The sequence below is a fragment of the Spirosoma sp. KCTC 42546 genome (assembly GCF_006965485.1).
Lineage (GTDB): Bacteria > Bacteroidota > Bacteroidia > Cytophagales > Spirosomataceae > Spirosoma.
The window spans coordinates 4,010,739-4,027,067 of the sequence record NZ_CP041360.1 but is presented as its reverse complement, the minus strand read 5'-3'; the positions used below and the strand labels follow the sequence as shown (position 1 = coordinate 4,027,067).

Sequence of the window (16,329 nt, the reverse complement as noted above, 5' to 3'; positions counted from 1 at the left end):
GAAGGGTTGAAATTAAATACGGGCCAAAGCCCATGGATACAATTTTTTCGTCACGAGCACACATGAAACGGTTCCTTTTTCTATTCCTGATGGCCTGCCTATTCCCACTGGTTTCACCAGCGCAGACCGCCAGATCACCTATTGATTATTTACAGGTGCCCGGCCCCATTCTCTTCGAGCGAACGGCCTATCACTTAGCCTGGACATCGCACCCGACACCTGCCTTTTACAAGCAGGAATATTTGGCCGTTGGTGTTGACCCATCCCGGTTTACATCCATGATTTTCTTTGACCTGCTGAGAGGCACTCTTACTGTACAAGAAGCGGTAGGAACGAAAGTGGCGGAATTAAAGAAACTAAAAGAAAAAATCCGCTGGTGAGCTACCAGCTTAGAGAACTGCCCGGGACCGGTGAGTTCCTGCTCGATTTTTTGCTTAGTCAGGCTACGCCGGATGGGAAATCGCAGAGCATAGTTGAACGAAATGTGTACCGATATAAACCGTTTACCGACCCATCGGGCAAAAAGGGGATCCTTTTATTCGGAGTTAGCCAGCGAAGTTACGGAGCGGATACAGAGTCATTCCTGACTTCTCTAAAACGAACGAATGTCGATTTACCAGCTAAGGTTGAACAGTTTAAGCTCCCAAGTATAGCGATTGCCAGATAACCCTGGTAGCGGTTAACGTTTCCTGTTTGATTTTGCCAGCACTCGGTGCGTACTCATCCAGTCAATCGAATCCTGCCGGGCTGACAGCCGTACTCGTTCCAATCGGCGATGCTCTAGTGTTTGCATCAACCAACCCATGGCAACCAGCAGCAAAATCACCCCTATTAGTCGAATCACTTTCATGTAAAGGTTCAGCTTATTCATGTTCTGAGGTGAAATTGCGAGGATTTATGGGAATTGTCAACTGTGGTGCCTGTATTGGACAAAAAATAATTGCTAACCTCCTCAAGTATACGTAACCGATAATCAACACGCGGCCAGGAAATTTACTCAGTGAACGATATGATCTGCAGAAAGACGCTTCTACTGGACCACAAACCTTACAGTAGCATCCGCTAGTTGCTGGTTAGATTTGGATTCGGGGTTTCTTCAGGCCAATCATCGTAATAGCCGCCCAGTTCTAATAGTGTATATAAAGTGGCTCGCAGTAAAACGGTTTCCTTCCCCTCGTCCAATAACAGGAGCGAGTTTTCGCCCTCCTGATAGAGGCTAAATACGTCATTTGTATCAACCGGGTTGGCCAGAAGCCATTGGTTGGCTAAGTAGTTTGCCTGAATACCCGTGAGCTGACGAACCCGTTCGATGATTATAGGGATAGAAGGTGGCGTCCCTTCAAAACGTACTTCCCGACTATATACCATCCTGTATGCGCATTTTTAGATTTAGTTTCGAACTTCAAAAATCAACATCTTAGTTCAAAATTAAGTACGCTGAATGGCTGGTTGCGGGGGTGGAATGCCCTGATTTTGGGGTTAAAACCGGAGGTCCGTTACCGGGAAGTCGAAATTTTATAGGTAGTTCGTAATCCGTAGAAATACGGTTGTCCAACTAATTACTTACCCAACAGACGCTGCTCCAGCGGTTGGCGGTAACTAGCTGCCAATGGAATGACTGCCCCCCCGCTCCCAACCGTTACCTGATGACGCTCCAGTTTTCGAATGGCCTTTACCGCAACTAAATAGGATTTGTGAACCCGAATAAACTGGTCGCCCGGCAGCATAGAAACCATCTCGGCTAAGGTCATTCGCGTGCTGACCTGCCGGTGCTGTTCATGAATAAAGAGCAGGTTCGTGTCCGAATGAATATAGAGTACATCTCCCAGATTGACCCGAACCCAGTCATACCCATCTTTCACAAAAATACTCGAGGGCTCTCCCTGCTGAAGCAGGAACTGGGTATACGCCCGATTGCAACTGTGCAGAAACCGCCCAAAATCAATGGGTTTTAGCAGATAGTCGAGGGCGTTCAGCGCAAACCCTTCTAACGCATAATCACTATACGCAGTCGTAAAAACAATCGACTTCTTGAGTGGAGCCACCAACTGAGCAAAATCCGTCCCTGACAGATCCGGCATCCGGATATCCAGGAAAATCAGATCAACGCGCTGGGTGTGCAAATAGGTGAGTGCTTCGGTCGTATTCATGAAGGTTTGCGACAGTTCCACAAATGGGACCTTGTCGGCAAAGCGGCTCAGCACATCCAGCGCAGCGGGTTCATCATCAATGGCAATGGCACGAAGCATAGGGTTTTAGAGGTCTATTCGTAACGTTATACTAAACAACTGGCTGGTTTGTTCAATGTGCAACTCGTGCCGGTTTGGGTACAATAGTGCCAGGCGCTGGCGGGCGTTCCTGATCCCGGTTCCGGAGCCACCCTTAGCACCCGTAATGGTCCCTACTGTATTGACTGCCCGCATAACAAGCCGTTGATTTTCGACCAACACATTCAACTCCAGGGTAGTCGGATGGTTCAGACTGACGCCATACTGAAACATGTTTTCCACGAAGGGGATTAATAACAGAGGAGCTACTTGCGCTGGGTGCCCATCCCAGTCCAGTTGGGATCGTACTTGCAGGGAGTCCAGTTTAGGTAGCCGGGCGCGTTGCAGGGCCAGGTATTTTTCCAGAAACTGAAATTCCTGCTCAATGGAAATAAGCGGACGGGTCGATTCCTGTAAGGTGAATCGTAAGATGCTGGCTAATTGTTCAATGAGGTCGGCAACGGGTTGATTTTCGGATTGCTGCGCTTCATTATAGATCGTATTGAGCGAATTGAACAAAAAGTGAGGATTGATCTGCGCCTTTAATGCCGTTAATTCAGCTTCCGTTTTTTGTTGAATCAACAGCTGTTGTTGCCGCCGGGTTTGCAGAGAATCCGCAATAAACCCATACAGGATAACGATGCCGATCAGCAACAGGGTTACCAGAATATTTTCGTCGACGAAGTCAGGTTCCTGGTCGGTGCGAAATTGCAGCCCCTCAAACAACAAATACGCGAGTAAACATAGCCAGCTCCAGTAATAGAGCCGCGTTTGATCCTGATGCATCCATCGCCGAAAGGCCAGCCGATAATTCAGATAGCCCAGTAAACCAATGCAGGCGATCAAAAAAAGCAAACCTGTTAAATAGCGAACCAGGCTACCTAAATCAGGCATCAGTTGCTTTAGGTGCGGACCAACAAGGCGGTACAGGAGCCACCCCCAATAGGCGAGCAGGGCTAGCAAAGCGCCTGTAAACAGGAGTCTGGCGTATAACGATGAACGTGGAGGTCGTCGGTTCATGAACAGGTTCGCTTAATCGGGTTGCTCAGGTTTCATACGACGAAGCTCCTGGCGGGCCTGTTGCGGATCAACGGGTGCCATCACCATCATACTGCTCAGGAAATCGACTTCGACTGCCGCCTTCACGTAGTAGGTTTGACCAGCCTGCACCGATAACCAAAGTGGCCGACTATGCGTAAAATAATCATTATCAAACTCCACTTTAATTCGACCCACAGGTATGGTTACTTGAACAAACCGGTTGGGCGAAAGTTTGCCCTGCTTCTGTTCATTGATTTTGAAGGTATACGCTTTCCCAAGGCCCGAAATAAATTCCTTTTCGCGGTACAGAATCAATTGAGCTGATTCGGGTTGGTTGGCAGGGCGCTGTTCGTTTCCTGTAAATAGCGACACAAGCAGCGCAACTAGGACCGGCATCATTGGTTCCGACGATCCAGACGGTTTCGGGAAAAGTAAATACCCAGCTGAAGGTAAAACTGGCTGATCCGGTCCCGAGGAGCATCCGTCAATTGATAGGCCTCAGACTGCCAGGCAATGGGTTGGAAACCCCGTCGGTAGCCAATACGGCTTACCCATAGAAAGGTATCCTTCCGTTTTTCACGTTGAGACACTTCCACATGAACGTCCCAGTACCCGCTGGTTAAATAGAGCGATGGTACACTTGCCGGAGGAGCATATTGGAAGATCGTTTGAAAAGGAACAATCTGACTGGTTGTTCGAAACAGACTGTATTCATACCGTATACTACCTACGCCAGCATTGATAAACACACGTTTGTTGCGGGTATTGGCTACGTCGTAGCCCAAGTGTACGTCTAACCCGCTCAAGTTCTGTCGGCGAGCTACCAGATTTGATCCGGCGGGCTCAGGTGGCGGTAATAAGCGCTGATCTAGCCCCACAAACGAGTGTATCATCCCTTTGAATCGGTATAGGCGATAACCGAACCCAGCCACAATAATCTTGTCCAGATTACTTTCAGTCTTAACATGATTGTCGCGAAAGAATGATCTCATCGTCGGAATCAGGGTAGCCACGTAGGCATATCCAGGCTCCATCAGGAACCCAGATCTAAAATTGCTTTTTGCCGGAAAGGGAGTCTGGCTGGTCGAATCCGTTACCTGACTCCAGGCTGGGAAGGCTCCTAAAAGGGCGAGTAAGATAAAGAGTTTCATAAACTAGACGTTGGGTTTATTGATTCAAAAGAACCTTAGGCTAGGTTAGCCTGCAAATGAATGTGGGAAATCGTGTCAAGTTTGTGGCCAAACCCCCAACGTTTGTTTTGATCGGGAAACTCATTAACCGTTCCAGACTAGTAGGGTTTTTTACTGGTCATACCATCGTCCCGGACGGTACGACATCAGAATTCCCCTTAGTTTAAGCAATCCTTTCCAACCTAACCCGCCCAGAAAGGGTCTGTCCAGTTAAAATAGCCCCCTTTTACTCAATGAAAACTAATCTAGTTGGCGTATTGCTACTCATAGCCCTGATAACCAGTTGTCAAACAGAACCATCCATTTCACCTACCACAACAACGGGTCCTGAGCCGGTGCCATTTCGCATGACCCGAGACAGCGTCTTAACAGGAACCTATCTGGGTATACCGATCGGTGAAGGAGCTGAACCCGTTTATACGACTATTCAATCGCTCCAGCAAACCAAAGGAGTGACGTACTTAAACGTAGTCAGCAATATTTTTTCAGATCTCGCGAAGCTAAAGGATCGCATACCCCTGTACCAATACATTATCCTGGATCAACAGCAGGGAACCGATTCTGGCGTACAAATCACAATTGAAAATAAAGCGGTTAAAAGTATCTATTTGAATAGCGGAGTGAAGCTCACTCAATGGCCTGTCCTATTGATGGCAAATGCCGCAGTTCGTGTTGGAGATCCGATTGGCACGTTATATGATAAGCTGGCTGTTATCAAGGGAATGACTACCTACTCGAACAAATTTGAGCGTATTTCCTTACAGACCAAAAACCTGTCAACTATGTATGACCAGGGCATGAGCCAGTCACCCCAATGGTATTTTATGTACAAAACCGGACCCGATCAGCAGGACGAAGTCCAGGTGCATTTTACGCAGGGAAAGGTTAGCAAAATTGCCATTAATCATTATACCCCCTACTGATCGACAAAAATGGCCAAACCCGGTCAGGAGGACTAATTTCTGGTTCCATTTACCTTAAACTGAGTTTATTTTTAGCGTGCCTGATAAGGCCCGAAGACAGCTTTAACTGTGAAATTTTCGGTACTGTCGTCTAGCGTTATAACCTGATAGCGCTCCCCTCCTGGTGCAACACGAATTACAATATGACCTTTATCGCTTTTGAGCCGGTTCAGTAACTCCCCGATTACCAGCTTGTTCGCGTCCAGCATGCCGGTTGCGAAAACATCCCGTTCCCCTGGGTATATCTCCTGCGAGTAAATACGGTCGAGTACATCGTGGCCGGGATGGTCCGACGACCAGACCGGAATGATAACAACCCTGGGACGAAGCGCGGCCAACAGATTGTCGTTTTGCGAATCCCGATTGCCGTGATGATCAAGAATATGGGCATCTACAGGGCCAACCACTTTAGAGACCGGCGTCTCTACATCATGCCACGTGGGCGCACCAAACCGCAGGACACCAGGCATATCGCCCCCCGAGAAATAATCAAACTGGCCGTAGCGAAGCCGGACGCCAATGCTGCACATATTTTCAGACGGGAGCTGCTGTTGAGATAGTCCGGTTAGGGCTGGGAAAAGCTGCCGTGTTTCTGTTCCTGAACCCGTCCACAACTCTCCGTTGGCAATGATGTTTCTGATTTCAACCGTTTTAGCGAATTGATTCGGATTTTTCGTCAGGACAATCTGATCCGTACGCCCAGGCTTGCTGCGCTCAAAGACAGTGCCCTTATGTTTGGTTTGCCAGTCGGCAAATGCCCGATAATTCGTCACCATCTGGTTGGTCAGTGGGTACGGATAGGCATAATCCGGCCAGCCCCGATCAATAATCTTGTCGATGGGCAAATACGCGGCCACCTCCGTAATGCCCGTCAGCACGAAGTTACCGTTCTCCGATTTCGGCGAAATCCGGGAGGGGCTACCCATGTGGTCATTATGAAAGTGCGTGATCTGTGCATAATCCAGCTTCGGCTGAAGCTGGCTCATCGTCATGAACCTTGTAATATACCGGGCAATCCATTCGCCGGGTTGCTTTTCGGCACTGGGTACAGCGGGTGTATTCCGGGGGCTTAGGGTTCGTTCTGACGTGGGGTCAAGAGCTCCGGCGTCGATCAGCATCGTTGTCCCATCGGGCAAAATAAAAAACGTGGCATTCCCCCGGCCTGTATTAATATGATGAATATCCAGATGCCCGGCTTTCCAGGGTGGCAACATTTCTTTGGGACTTTGCGCTTTACTGATCCTGATCAGCAAGAGAAAAATCGAGAGAAACGAGAAAAATCGGTTGGCCCAGGCAGTTTGCATCATACAAGAATCAATTGAAATTTGCATCCTAATTGGTATTAATCACCAATCCATAACATCCACGTTAAAAGGGATAAGTTCAGGTAAACTACCGGCAACTCAATCCCCGTTTGCACAAGTCTGGTCTCTCGCTTACATTGTCTTCTAAAAATGAATGAAATTTAAGTACTCCGCTATATTTTCGATCTCGACTTCGAAGGGACCATTGCACCGGAGTAAATAACAATGAAGAATACCTACAGCAAACGGTTTGGATTATTCCGGAACCCGGCGGTTCGTGCCGAACTACAAACACTCGACCCCGTTCGCGATCACCAGCGTATGGTTCATTTGTTAACGGCCTACGAATTTCCGTTCGATATGACCCGTGCGCTGGAACTAGCCCTGTTTCATACCTATGCCAGCCCTCGCGTATCCGGTTTGCTGGCCCGCACGGGCGAATTTGAGCACCACGGACAGAAACGCTATGACGACACCAGCCGACTGATCTCGGAGTTTATGGAATCGGGTTACGACAGCGACAAAGGCCAGCGGGCCATTGCGCACATGAATACGATTCACGGCCATTATCGCATCGACAATACCGATTTCCTGTTCGTACTGGCCACGTTTGTCTTCTACCCCATCGACTGGCTAAATCGATTCGGCTGGCGGAAACTAACGGCGGCCGAGGAGCGGGCCTTGTTTTATTTCTTTCGGGAGGTTGGCAAGCGAATGAACCTGAGCGACCTCCCCGAAACCCTGGCCGACTTACGTGCCTTTACGGATGCGTATGAAGACAAGCATTTTCGCTATACGGAAAGCAACCGCAAAATTGCCGATGCAACCGTGAAGATCGTCCAGGGCTGGTTTCCCCAATTTCTGCATCCACTGGTGCAACCCACTTTTGCTGCACTTATTTCTGACAAACTCAGGCTGGCTTTTGGCTATCAACGCCCAGCTGACTGGTTCATTAATCTGACCGAAGGGGCGCTATGGCTACGTAAATGGCCGCTTCGATGGATTACGTTCAAGCCCTATCCATCCCTCATTGCAAAGACCAGCTTCCGGTACTACCCCGATGGACCGCCTGAAATTGAGGCCGTTGGGCCCGATGGGCTCTTGTAAAGACGAAAGGATGCGTCTTTACTTTGCTGGTAGAAATACATTGACGGCTGGGTGCATGGTATACAGCCGAAACTGGTTACCGTCGTCCACCAGAATACCGCTTGATTTGTTTCCCTTTACAATTGGATTACCCGAGTACTTGGTCCAGTGAATCAGATCATTCGAGACGGCCACGTTAGTTGACCACTCGTGCCAATCCGAAAAGGCTGATGCATGGTAATAGGCGTAATAAGCGCCTTTGTAACGGATTATCTGGTTCATAGCCACGGCATAGAGGTCATAATCGGCTGGGCCTTTCGCCAGAACGGGTTCGTCCTGTACATTGGTCCAGACCTTCAGGTCTTTGGAGGTTGCCAGCCAGACTGCCTGATCCTTTCGCTCGTAAAACAGATACCAGGTATCGTTTTCCTTCCAGATCGCGGGTGTTCCATAGGGTCCCTGGCTGAGGGGCTGGTGGTTGGTATATCGGATATCGAGCGGGCCTCGCTCCTGCCAGTTCACCCGGTCTGTTGAGGTTAACAGGTGCGCTATATCGTTTTTTCCCTCGGCAAACATGTAATACGTCCCATCTGATTTGAGAACCGTCATATCTTCTACCCAGACTGATGGTAGAATTGGATTTCCTTTGTAGCGTGTCCAGGTCAGACCATCCGCAGATGTAGCGTACCCCAGCGACCGGGTCTGATCCTTTCCATCCCGGTAGCCTGTATACCAGAGATGATATTGATCCCCTTCCTTAAGAATATAGCCCCTCTCCCGAATTTTCTGATCCCAGGTATCGGCACCAGTTCCACTAAAAACCGGATTGGCCGCATAAGGCTTAAAATGGGTAATCTCCGCTGGAAAGTCAGATGAAGCGGTTGGTATAGCTGGCACAGTATCCAACAACACCCATCCGCAGGATACCAGACAGGATAGAAAAAAGGTAATTCGAGTCATATTCTTTTAAAAATTTCATCACCACACATACGTTCCCACGGCTCCGGTCGGCAGGGTTGCACTGGCCTGTTTGCCCTGATAAGCTATACTGAATTTCTGGGCGGATGGGCTATCGTTTAAAACAATCAGCACGATATGTCCATCAGGTGTTTTGAAGGCGACATTCGGTAAATTTTTGATTTCGTCGGATGCGATACGTACCGAACCCGGACGCACAAATTTAGACGCTACAGCCACATTGTAATAGGCCGGATTTCGTTTAACTGTATTCCCATCAATCGTTAATGCTCCCAGGCACTGGTCGCAGCCGCCGGGCGTGTGTGGATTCTGTTTCGGATCGGCGGCCAGGTTCCATTGTAACACCGTCCGGCTCCAGTTGCGGGTGGCTCCAATGATGAGTTCGCGAACATGCCAGGCTAAGTCACCCTTCAGATTTCCGGGTGCGCCAATCCACTGCTCCGTAAAATACAGGTTTTTGTCAGGGTAAGCCTTATGTACTTCCGAAAGTGCGCTGATTGGACCACCATACAGGTGAAAAGCCGAACCATCAATGTATTGGCGGGCTTCTGGGTCATTCAGAACCGTTATGGGGTAATCCGGCCGGTCGGCGTTATGATCGTAGAGAATTACTTTTGTTTTGATTTTAGCCGCTTTAAACGCGGGGCCCAGGCTTTTTTTGATGAACAATGCCTGTTCGGAAGGTAGCATCAGCAAGCTGGGGTTATTACCCGGATGCAGCGGTTCGTTTTGTATAGTGACGGCATCAATCCGAATGCCCGCTTTCGCCATGCCCTGAATGTACTTGACAAAATAGCGGGCATAGGTATCATAGAACTCCAGCTTCAGGCTCCCTCCTTTTGAGTTGCCATTCGACTTCATCCAGGTGGGTGGCGACCAGGGCGATCCCAGAATCTTAATGGCCGGATTGATGGCCAGAATCTCGTTAAGAAGCGGAATCAGGTACTGTTGATCGGGAGCCAGACTGAATTTAGCCAGTGTGGGATCTGTTTGACCCGCGGGCAGGTCATCATACGAAAACACCTGCTCATCAAGGTCCGATGCACCAATGCTTAGCCGTAAATAACTAACCCCTATGCTTTTCCCTTCCGTTGAAAACAGTTCGGTTAGTAGTTTAGCCTTGGCAGTCTTTTCCATTCGGCTGATGAGCATAGCGCTGCCCCCCGTTAAGGTGTAGCCGAATCCATCAATGGTTTGGTAAGTCTGTGCGGCATCGATGTGAATCGTTGGTGTCTTTGCGTTTCCTTCTGTAAAGGAAAGCGAAGGTTGCCGCACAAACAGCACCGGGCGAACCGGATCCGTCAGCCAAAACTCGACACCCCCTACATTAGACTTGCCAGACTCAGGCGATCCTGACCGGGGTTTCGTTGAAGCTACCTGACCATAACTAGTAGCTGAAATAGAGACAAACAGGCTGAGTAAAAAACTGATCGACCAGAACCGTATTGAATAGGTATACATACGTATGTGGAGGCTCACGTTTTAGGGCAACCTCCTACCGTCTGTAAATCGCATTTTGCCAAAACCTACTGTTGAAATTCCCTGGGTGCTGAATTTATCAATGGACTGCCTGTCGTTTTCGCTTCCGTCGATTCAACTGCACATTCTTCAATTCATAGTTAATCCCCTGAACTGTAGCCGTTTCCCGGTAATCATGAAGCATGTTGAAAATGTCGTGATCAATGAACGGGGCTTTGGTCCCGTCAATGAGTACCTCATCGCCAGGCTGGAGCGAATTCAGTGCTTCTTTCAACTGTGGCTTGCTTAAGAAATACAGGTCTTTTTCAAACGCAATCGTCACTTTATTTCCAGTACGGACCAGTTGGAACGTAGATTGAAAGTTGGTATAGAGTACATAAATAATCCCCACAACCGACCCCATTGCAATACCAATCAGCAGATCGGTAAATACAATCCCCACGACCGTGACGATAAACGGGACAAACTGGCTCCAGCCATCCCGGTACGTTTTTTTGAAGATTGCGGGTTTGGCTAGTTTATAGCCAACCATAATCAACACCGTTGCCAGGCAAGACAACGGAATCAGATTGAGCAATGCACCGCCTAAAAACACCGCCAGCAGCAGGAATACCCCATGCAGGATTGTCGACACCCGGGTTCGTGCCCCCCCATAGACATTGGCCGACGTTCGGACAACCACAGATGTTACAGGCAGTCCGCCAATCATCCCCGACAACAGATTACCGACGCCCTGCGCCATTAACTCCTGATTGGTCGATGAGATGCGTTTCGCAGAATCGAGTCGATCGGACGCTTCGAGATTTAGGAGCGTTTCCAGGCTGGCAACCAGCGCGATGGTAGCTGCAATTCCATAAACCCTTGGGTTAGATAAGACACTAAAGTCGGGAAAATAGAAAATGGAAAACAGGCTTTTACCGGGTGCAATGGTCGGAATCTGCACCATGTGCTGGTGAGCCGTATCCCCCAGATACCACTCCGGAATGGCCACCCGAAAAAACTCATTCAGGGCTACACCACCGCATACGACGACCAGCGCAGCCGGAAAACTTTTGAAGACGGTTCGGGTACTTCGCCCGGCCAGCGCATCCCAGCTTATTAAAAAGGCCAGAGAAACAAGGCTGATCACTACGGCACCAGGGCTAGCCGTTTCGATAGCGCGGTAGATTTCCGAAATTGTATTTTCGCCATCGGCCAGTTGTTGAAATTCAAATTCACCTTCGTAGTCATTATCGCGGCCCAATGCATGGGGAATCTGCTTAAGAATAATGACGATACCAATGGCAACGAGCATCCCTTTAATGACACTGTCCGGGAAAAAGCTGCTGAAACGACCGGCTTTAATGAGTCCGAGCACCAACTGCATCAGGCCAGCCAGCACAACGGCCACCAGAAATGCCTCGTAAGAACCTATTTTTGCAATTGAGTCGGCAACGATGACCGCTAACCCAGCCGCCGGGCCACTCACACTGACTTCGGAACCAGACAACAAGCCAACCACAATACCACCAATCATACCCGCAACCAGGCCCGAGAACAAGGGGGCTCCCGAGGCCAGGGCAATACCCAGACAGAGCGGTAAGGCCACTAAAAAAACGGATAAACTGGCGGGCAGATCCCGACGGAGGAAAGCTAGTTTATACTGTGTAAGGGTTTGAATGGGACTAACTTGTTTCATAAACGGTAGTTTTGTCAGCGACGTTATGCGTCTGCAACGTTCAGGCAGTCAGCAACGTTGCACTAAATTAAAAAGAAATTAAAAACAGGTTAAAAAGAAATTAATACACGGTTGTCTACTCTCCTTTCTCCCGCAGAACGTCAGTTCATTAAAGCCCATATTACCGACGATGTACGGACTTTACTGCTACGCCCGAACCCGACTGCACTAGACCTAAAAAAGCTCGCATCACAAATTGTAGCCCGGCAAAAAGCAAAAGAAAAACTGCCTAGCTGGTACGCCAACGATCAGCTGATTTTTCCACCTGCCCTATCCGTAGAACAGGCTTCTTCCGAACGAACGGCCCGGTATAAAGCCTCACTCGTTCAGGGAGAATTGTTAGTTGACCTTACGGGGGGTATGGGCGTAGATACCTGGGCATTTGCTCAACAGGTCAACCAAGTAGTGTACATAGAGCATCAACCTGAATTGGCAGCTCTGGCGGCTCACAACCTGCCACTGCTAGGGCTGGAGAATGTAACGGTTCAGACAGGAAACGGCCTGGCTCTCCTGGAAAATCCCACGCCGAATACAAGCCAGGTAAGCTCATCAACAAAACAGGCTGACTGGATCTATCTGGACCCACATCGGCGCGACGAACAGGGCGGGCGGGTGGTCAGTCTGGAAAACTGTGAGCCCGACATAACCCAACCCGGCACCGTTTCCGCCCTCTTAAAGCTGGCCAGAAAAATTTTAATAAAGACATCCCCGTTACTTGACATCAATCTAGCCGTCAGACAGTTGTCCGGTTTTGTCGAATCTGTGCATATTGTAGCTCTACAAGGAGAAGTAAAAGAAATTCTGTTTACACTTAGTAATCAGTTAATTACAAAAGACAACATAAAATTTAACACTGTTAACCTATTAAATGACAAGGATATTCTGTTACAATTTCAATGGCAGGACGAACTTACAGCGAACGTTCAATTGGGAGATCCCCAACGTTACCTATATGAGCCGAACGCAGCCGTATTAAAGGCGGGTGCATTCCGGTTAGTAGCCTCCCGGTTTGGCCTGACCAAGCTGGCACCCAATAGCCATTTATACACTAGCAATGAGTTAAAGCCCGATTTCCCGGGTCGGATATTCTTATTACAGGAAATTTGCAAACCCGATCAGAAAGCACTCAAAATGGCCGTTCCAGACCTAAAAGCAAACCTTACCGTGCGCAACTTCCCGCAAACCGTAGCGGAGTTGCGGAAAAAATTATCTTTACGGGAAGGTGGTTCTGTGTATATTCTGGCCACAACCTTACTCAATGGCGAAAAACGCCTGTTGATTACCCGAAAAATTGACCAAACCCTATCGTAACAATTCACTTTATCCCGGCTTATAAACCGGACAAACCAACTATTACAATGAACATTTCAGTACGTTACATCCTGATTATAGGGCTACTAGCCCTAGCAACTTCAACCTATGCTCAAACTGTTTACGCAGGTGAAAGCACAATTGATAAAGCGAAAGTATCCGGCCTGTATTTAACCCTGCAAGGCGATGGAAAGCAGATTGAAAAGGATTGGGAAGCCCAGCTCCAGAAATACGGCAAGCTCTCGTCATCCCGCGGTACCTATCGGGTTCCTAATGCTGATATTCCAGCTATTTCGTCGGAGCCGATCAACTTAGTGAGTACGGTAAAATCGTCCAGAACATCGGCTACAATTTTTGCTGCCTTCGACCTCGGTAGTGGTAACTTCGTAACTACAGGAGGCACTGGTTACTCCGCTGCCGAAGCCCTGCTAAAAGGATTTGCCGACGGCACCCTGTATGGACAGGAAGTCAAAACAGCGGAAGTCAGTTTTGACGATGCTCAGAAAAATCACCAGAAGATGGTGCGAAAAGGCGAACAGCTCCAACGTGCCATTGAGCAAAATGCCAAAGAAAAAGAGAAGCTTCTGAAGCGCATTGACGATAACGCAAAAGAACTGGAGCAGCTTAACAAAGATATTGAGACGAATAAAACTGATCAGGCTACAGCGCTCACTGAACTGGAAAGTCGCAAAAAGAACGTTGAAGCCGTGAAGGCGAAGAAGAGTAATTAGGGTAGGTCAGTGAGTGAAATAAGGGCAATAGGTGAAGTAAGTTTTCACCTATTGCCCTTATTTCATTACCAACTGCGTTCAGGGTCAGTAAAACGAAGCCACCTCCTTATGAAACACGTTGCACCGTCCATCTTCCTGGAGTCGGTGATCCTTCCTGCCCAGTCATGTACACTGAGACGAGTAGAATACCAGCTCCTACCTTACTTACGGCTGGTCCTGCTAAACCTTAAGGAGTACTTCGGGTTAATCCACTAAGGCTCTATTCTTCTCAAATTGACGGCCTTTCACGAGTATGGATAACGAACAGATTAAACAGAAAATCGTAGCTGAGACAACGGCCCTGATGCCGTTAAAGGTTGATAATGAAGAAGTGATCAAGTACAAGTTCAGACACATTCAAACGCTGGTGACAGACTTGCAGAGCGAAGTAGCTGAAGAGAGCGCGATTTATTCGAACGCATTTAACCTCATGCAGGCTGCTATTAATGAGGAGTATAAACAGTTTAGTGAATCGGTCAATTACGAAGAAAAGGAACAGATACTGATTCAGATTAAGCACAAAGCTGCTGAGGTATGCGAAATTTTACAAGCCAGTTAGATTCCTGTCCTTTAAAAAGGTTCGGAAAATGCTTGATAAATCAACTTTAATGAATGTTTAATAACTATTTAGTTTATAACAAGTTATGAGTAATGTATAGTCACTTTACTCCGAATAAACAATGAAAAATGCAATGATTTTTGCTGTCGCTATACTGCTGATGTCTGGTACAGCTTTCGCTCAGGATGAAACCAAGAAGGAAGCTAAAATGGAGCAAAAGCAACTGAAGAAAGACGCAAAAGCGATGAAAAAAGAGGGCAAAAAGGAAGGCAATGAGATGAAAGCTGATTCGGGAAAGGCGATGAAAAAAATGCATAAAAGCATGAAAAACAACAGCTAATCACAAGTCAGAAAAAGGAATATTCAGTACGATTAATACAAAACCAGCCCCATCATCATTGATGGGGCTGGTTTTGTATCAGGCAGGCTCATTAAATGGCTTCGTACGAACTATGTATTGTTAGGGGTGATGGGGATGCTTTATTATGAACCCGAAATTCGTTCAGTATACTTTGTTTCCTCCTTGAAAGCAATTAATCACTTTAACTAACTATTAGTCAATATATTATACTGCGTTACACATATTCAGGATACAAATAATATCCAAATTATGTTAATAGTGATAAGAAAATAATATCTAGTTGTCTTAAACGTAGCTATCTATCTTTGATAGATGAAAACGTTTTCACAACTCATTATCTGTTTACTTCTAGTTTTTTCACTCGGCCAGTGTAAGCAACCGTCCGTACGGAGTGCAGTCAGTACAACACCCACCCGTGACGATAATATGGCAATGGGTAACCCTGATGGAGCTGAGCCGTCAGCATTCAGTCCGAACACTTATCTGATTACCCGATCCACTTATTCGCTTTCCTACAACCAATCGACGGGGATTGCCAACTGGTGTAGCTGGCATTTAAGTTCAGCCTGGAAGGGTTCTGCTTCTCGTTATGCAGGCAACTTTATTCCTGATCAGTCATTGCCTGCTAGTTGGTACCAGGCTAGGCATGCAGACTACACAAATACAGGCTTCGACCGGGGACACCTATGCCCTTCGGATGATCGGGATAGTACGGCAGAGGAAAACAAAACCACATTCATCCTGACCAACATCGTGCCCCAGGCACCTCAACTGAATCGGCAATCCTGGCTGCGGCTGGAGGACTACTGCCGTAATCTAGTGGCTCAGGGTAATGAGCTATATATTATTGCTGGAACAGCGGGCAAAGGTGGTGAGGGTGATAACGGCAAGGCTATAACTATTGCCAGTGGCAAGCTAACCGTTCCTGCTGCGCTCTGGAAGGTGATTGTCGTATTGCCGATAGGATCGGATGATGTGAATCGGATAAACGCACAAACGCGAGTTATTGCAGTCTGGATGCCGAATACTAATACCACTGGCGAAGGGGCTTGGGGAAGCTACCGTGTCAGCGTCGATGAGGTGGAGAAACAGACGGGGTATAATTTATTGTCGAATGTGCCGGAGAGCGTACAGCGTATCGCTGAGTCGGGTGTAGACAAGGTTACTATTTAGGATATCCCGAATCGTACGACACAATTCGCTACGACCACCCTACTGATAAGTTTGTACTCAGGCCACTTCGTATCAAGGTGGTTTTGGCATTTACTACCTGCTTAGCTGATGGTACACCTGGCAAACGCTGG

Annotated in this window: 19 protein-coding genes; 9 read left to right on the top strand and 10 right to left on the bottom strand. The window is 47.9% G+C overall.

Annotated features, from left to right (window positions below; translation table 11 throughout):
* Positions 1–62: 62 nt before the first annotated feature.
* Positions 63–380, top strand: a complete 318-nt coding sequence (locus tag EXU85_RS16375; protein ID WP_142773117.1) for a hypothetical protein — start codon at positions 63–65, stop codon at positions 378–380.
* Positions 377–667, top strand: a complete 291-nt coding sequence (locus EXU85_RS16370; RefSeq protein ID WP_142773116.1) for a hypothetical protein — start codon at positions 377–379, stop codon at positions 665–667. Before EXU85_RS16375 ends, EXU85_RS16370 begins: the two co-directional genes overlap by 4 nt.
* Before the next feature lie 12 nt (positions 668–679).
* Here the strand turns inward: EXU85_RS16370 and EXU85_RS16365 are convergent, their stop codons facing one another.
* The 6 genes from EXU85_RS16365 to EXU85_RS16340 form a co-directional block, all read right to left on the bottom strand.
* Entirely contained in the window at positions 680–871 is a 192-nt protein-coding gene (locus tag EXU85_RS16365; protein WP_142773115.1) for a hypothetical protein, read from the bottom strand.
* Positions 872–1,062: 191 nt separating this feature from the next.
* A complete protein-coding gene (locus EXU85_RS16360) occupies positions 1,063–1,368 on the bottom strand; it encodes a hypothetical protein (protein ID WP_142773114.1) in 306 nt (101 codons plus the stop codon).
* Between the two features lie 191 nt (positions 1,369–1,559).
* Positions 1,560–2,249, bottom strand: coding sequence for a LytTR family DNA-binding domain-containing protein (locus EXU85_RS16355; protein ID WP_142773113.1), 690 nt, complete (start codon positions 2,247–2,249; stop codon positions 1,560–1,562).
* Positions 2,250–2,255: 6 nt separating this feature from the next.
* A complete protein-coding gene (locus tag EXU85_RS16350; protein WP_142773112.1) occupies positions 2,256–3,287 on the bottom strand; it encodes a sensor histidine kinase in 1,032 nt (343 codons plus the stop codon).
* A gap of 12 nt (positions 3,288–3,299) precedes the next feature.
* On the bottom strand, positions 3,300–3,707 hold the full coding sequence (locus tag EXU85_RS16345) for a DUF2846 domain-containing protein (protein WP_142773111.1): 408 nt from the start codon (positions 3,705–3,707) through the stop codon (positions 3,300–3,302).
* Positions 3,704–4,459, bottom strand: coding sequence for a hypothetical protein (locus EXU85_RS16340; RefSeq protein ID WP_142773110.1), 756 nt, complete (start codon positions 4,457–4,459; stop codon positions 3,704–3,706). Before EXU85_RS16340 ends, EXU85_RS16345 begins: the two co-directional genes overlap by 4 nt.
* A gap of 272 nt (positions 4,460–4,731) precedes the next feature.
* Between EXU85_RS16340 and EXU85_RS16335 the strand changes: the two genes are divergently transcribed.
* The gene (locus tag EXU85_RS16335; RefSeq protein WP_142773109.1) at positions 4,732–5,421 is read left to right on the top strand and encodes a hypothetical protein; all 690 of its coding nucleotides are present in this window, start codon (positions 4,732–4,734) and stop codon (positions 5,419–5,421) included.
* Positions 5,422–5,492: 71 nt separating this feature from the next.
* On the opposite strand, the gene EXU85_RS16330 is transcribed toward EXU85_RS16335, so the two are convergent.
* The gene (locus EXU85_RS16330) at positions 5,493–6,767 is read right to left on the bottom strand and encodes a ComEC/Rec2 family competence protein (protein ID WP_246859580.1); all 1,275 of its coding nucleotides are present in this window, start codon (positions 6,765–6,767) and stop codon (positions 5,493–5,495) included.
* 222 nt (positions 6,768–6,989) lie between these two features.
* On the opposite strand from EXU85_RS16330, the gene EXU85_RS16325 reads away from it, so the two are divergent.
* Complete coding sequence (locus EXU85_RS16325) at positions 6,990–7,871, top strand: oxygenase MpaB family protein (protein WP_142773108.1); 882 nt, start codon at positions 6,990–6,992, stop codon at positions 7,869–7,871.
* A gap of 18 nt (positions 7,872–7,889) precedes the next feature.
* On the opposite strand, the gene EXU85_RS16320 is transcribed toward EXU85_RS16325, so the two are convergent.
* The 3 genes from EXU85_RS16320 to EXU85_RS16310 all read right to left on the bottom strand — a co-directional run bounded on the left by EXU85_RS16320 (position 7,890) and on the right by EXU85_RS16310 (position 11,985).
* Positions 7,890–8,810: a glycosylase gene (locus EXU85_RS16320; RefSeq protein ID WP_142773107.1), complete on the bottom strand. Its 921-nt coding sequence runs from the start codon at positions 8,808–8,810 to the stop codon at positions 7,890–7,892.
* Between the two features lie 18 nt (positions 8,811–8,828).
* A complete protein-coding gene (locus EXU85_RS16315; protein WP_142773106.1) occupies positions 8,829–10,289 on the bottom strand; it encodes a glycoside hydrolase family 30 beta sandwich domain-containing protein in 1,461 nt (486 codons plus the stop codon).
* Between the two features lie 97 nt (positions 10,290–10,386).
* Positions 10,387–11,985 carry a SulP family inorganic anion transporter gene (locus EXU85_RS16310; protein WP_142773105.1) on the bottom strand — a complete coding sequence of 533 codons (1,599 nt, stop codon included), beginning with the start codon at positions 11,983–11,985 and terminating at the stop codon, positions 10,387–10,389.
* A gap of 111 nt (positions 11,986–12,096) precedes the next feature.
* Here EXU85_RS16310 and EXU85_RS16305 point away from each other — a divergent pair, with 111 nt between their 5' ends.
* The 5 genes from EXU85_RS16305 to EXU85_RS16285 all read left to right on the top strand — a co-directional run bounded on the left by EXU85_RS16305 (position 12,097) and on the right by EXU85_RS16285 (position 16,198).
* On the top strand, positions 12,097–13,335 hold the full coding sequence (locus EXU85_RS16305) for an SAM-dependent methyltransferase (RefSeq protein WP_246859579.1): 1,239 nt from the start codon (positions 12,097–12,099) through the stop codon (positions 13,333–13,335).
* Between the two features lie 47 nt (positions 13,336–13,382).
* Entirely contained in the window at positions 13,383–14,066 is a 684-nt protein-coding gene (locus EXU85_RS16300) for a hypothetical protein (protein ID WP_142773104.1), read from the top strand.
* Positions 14,067–14,358: 292 nt separating this feature from the next.
* Positions 14,359–14,664, top strand: a complete 306-nt coding sequence (locus EXU85_RS16295; RefSeq protein WP_142773103.1) for a hypothetical protein — start codon at positions 14,359–14,361, stop codon at positions 14,662–14,664.
* A 121-nt stretch (positions 14,665–14,785) separates the two neighbouring features.
* Positions 14,786–15,004, top strand: coding sequence for a hypothetical protein (locus EXU85_RS16290; protein ID WP_142773102.1), 219 nt, complete (start codon positions 14,786–14,788; stop codon positions 15,002–15,004).
* A gap of 333 nt (positions 15,005–15,337) precedes the next feature.
* Positions 15,338–16,198, top strand: coding sequence for a DNA/RNA non-specific endonuclease (locus EXU85_RS16285; RefSeq protein ID WP_168207806.1), 861 nt, complete (start codon positions 15,338–15,340; stop codon positions 16,196–16,198).
* Positions 16,199–16,329: the final 131 nt, after the last annotated feature.

What these genes read in the sequence shown, in the direction of transcription:
- EXU85_RS16375 (WP_142773117.1), top strand. Translation starts at nt 63, where the DNA reads ATGAAACGGTTCCTTTTTCTATTCCTGATGGCCTGCCTATTCCCACTG.
- EXU85_RS16365 (WP_142773115.1), bottom strand. Translation starts at nt 871, where the DNA reads ATGAATAAGCTGAACCTTTACATGAAAGTGATTCGACTAATAGGGGTG.
- EXU85_RS16360 (WP_142773114.1), bottom strand. Translation starts at nt 1,368, where the DNA reads ATGGTATATAGTCGGGAAGTACGTTTTGAAGGGACGCCACCTTCTATC.
- EXU85_RS16355 (WP_142773113.1), bottom strand. Translation starts at nt 2,249, where the DNA reads ATGCTTCGTGCCATTGCCATTGATGATGAACCCGCTGCGCTGGATGTG.
- EXU85_RS16350 (WP_142773112.1), bottom strand. Translation starts at nt 3,287, where the DNA reads ATGAACCGACGACCTCCACGTTCATCGTTATACGCCAGACTCCTGTTT.
- EXU85_RS16345 (WP_142773111.1), bottom strand. Translation starts at nt 3,707, where the DNA reads ATGATGCCGGTCCTAGTTGCGCTGCTTGTGTCGCTATTTACAGGAAAC.
- EXU85_RS16340 (WP_142773110.1), bottom strand. Translation starts at nt 4,459, where the DNA reads ATGAAACTCTTTATCTTACTCGCCCTTTTAGGAGCCTTCCCAGCCTGG.
- EXU85_RS16335 (WP_142773109.1), top strand. Translation starts at nt 4,732, where the DNA reads ATGAAAACTAATCTAGTTGGCGTATTGCTACTCATAGCCCTGATAACC.
- EXU85_RS16330 (WP_246859580.1), bottom strand. Translation starts at nt 6,767, where the DNA reads ATGATGCAAACTGCCTGGGCCAACCGATTTTTCTCGTTTCTCTCGATT.
- EXU85_RS16325 (WP_142773108.1), top strand. Translation starts at nt 6,990, where the DNA reads ATGAAGAATACCTACAGCAAACGGTTTGGATTATTCCGGAACCCGGCG.
- EXU85_RS16320 (WP_142773107.1), bottom strand. Translation starts at nt 8,810, where the DNA reads ATGACTCGAATTACCTTTTTTCTATCCTGTCTGGTATCCTGCGGATGG.
- EXU85_RS16315 (WP_142773106.1), bottom strand. Translation starts at nt 10,289, where the DNA reads ATGTATACCTATTCAATACGGTTCTGGTCGATCAGTTTTTTACTCAGC.
- EXU85_RS16310 (WP_142773105.1), bottom strand. Translation starts at nt 11,985, where the DNA reads ATGAAACAAGTTAGTCCCATTCAAACCCTTACACAGTATAAACTAGCT.
- EXU85_RS16300 (WP_142773104.1), top strand. Translation starts at nt 13,383, where the DNA reads ATGAACATTTCAGTACGTTACATCCTGATTATAGGGCTACTAGCCCTA.
- EXU85_RS16295 (WP_142773103.1), top strand. Translation starts at nt 14,359, where the DNA reads ATGGATAACGAACAGATTAAACAGAAAATCGTAGCTGAGACAACGGCC.
- EXU85_RS16290 (WP_142773102.1), top strand. Translation starts at nt 14,786, where the DNA reads ATGAAAAATGCAATGATTTTTGCTGTCGCTATACTGCTGATGTCTGGT.
- EXU85_RS16285 (WP_168207806.1), top strand. Translation starts at nt 15,338, where the DNA reads ATGAAAACGTTTTCACAACTCATTATCTGTTTACTTCTAGTTTTTTCA.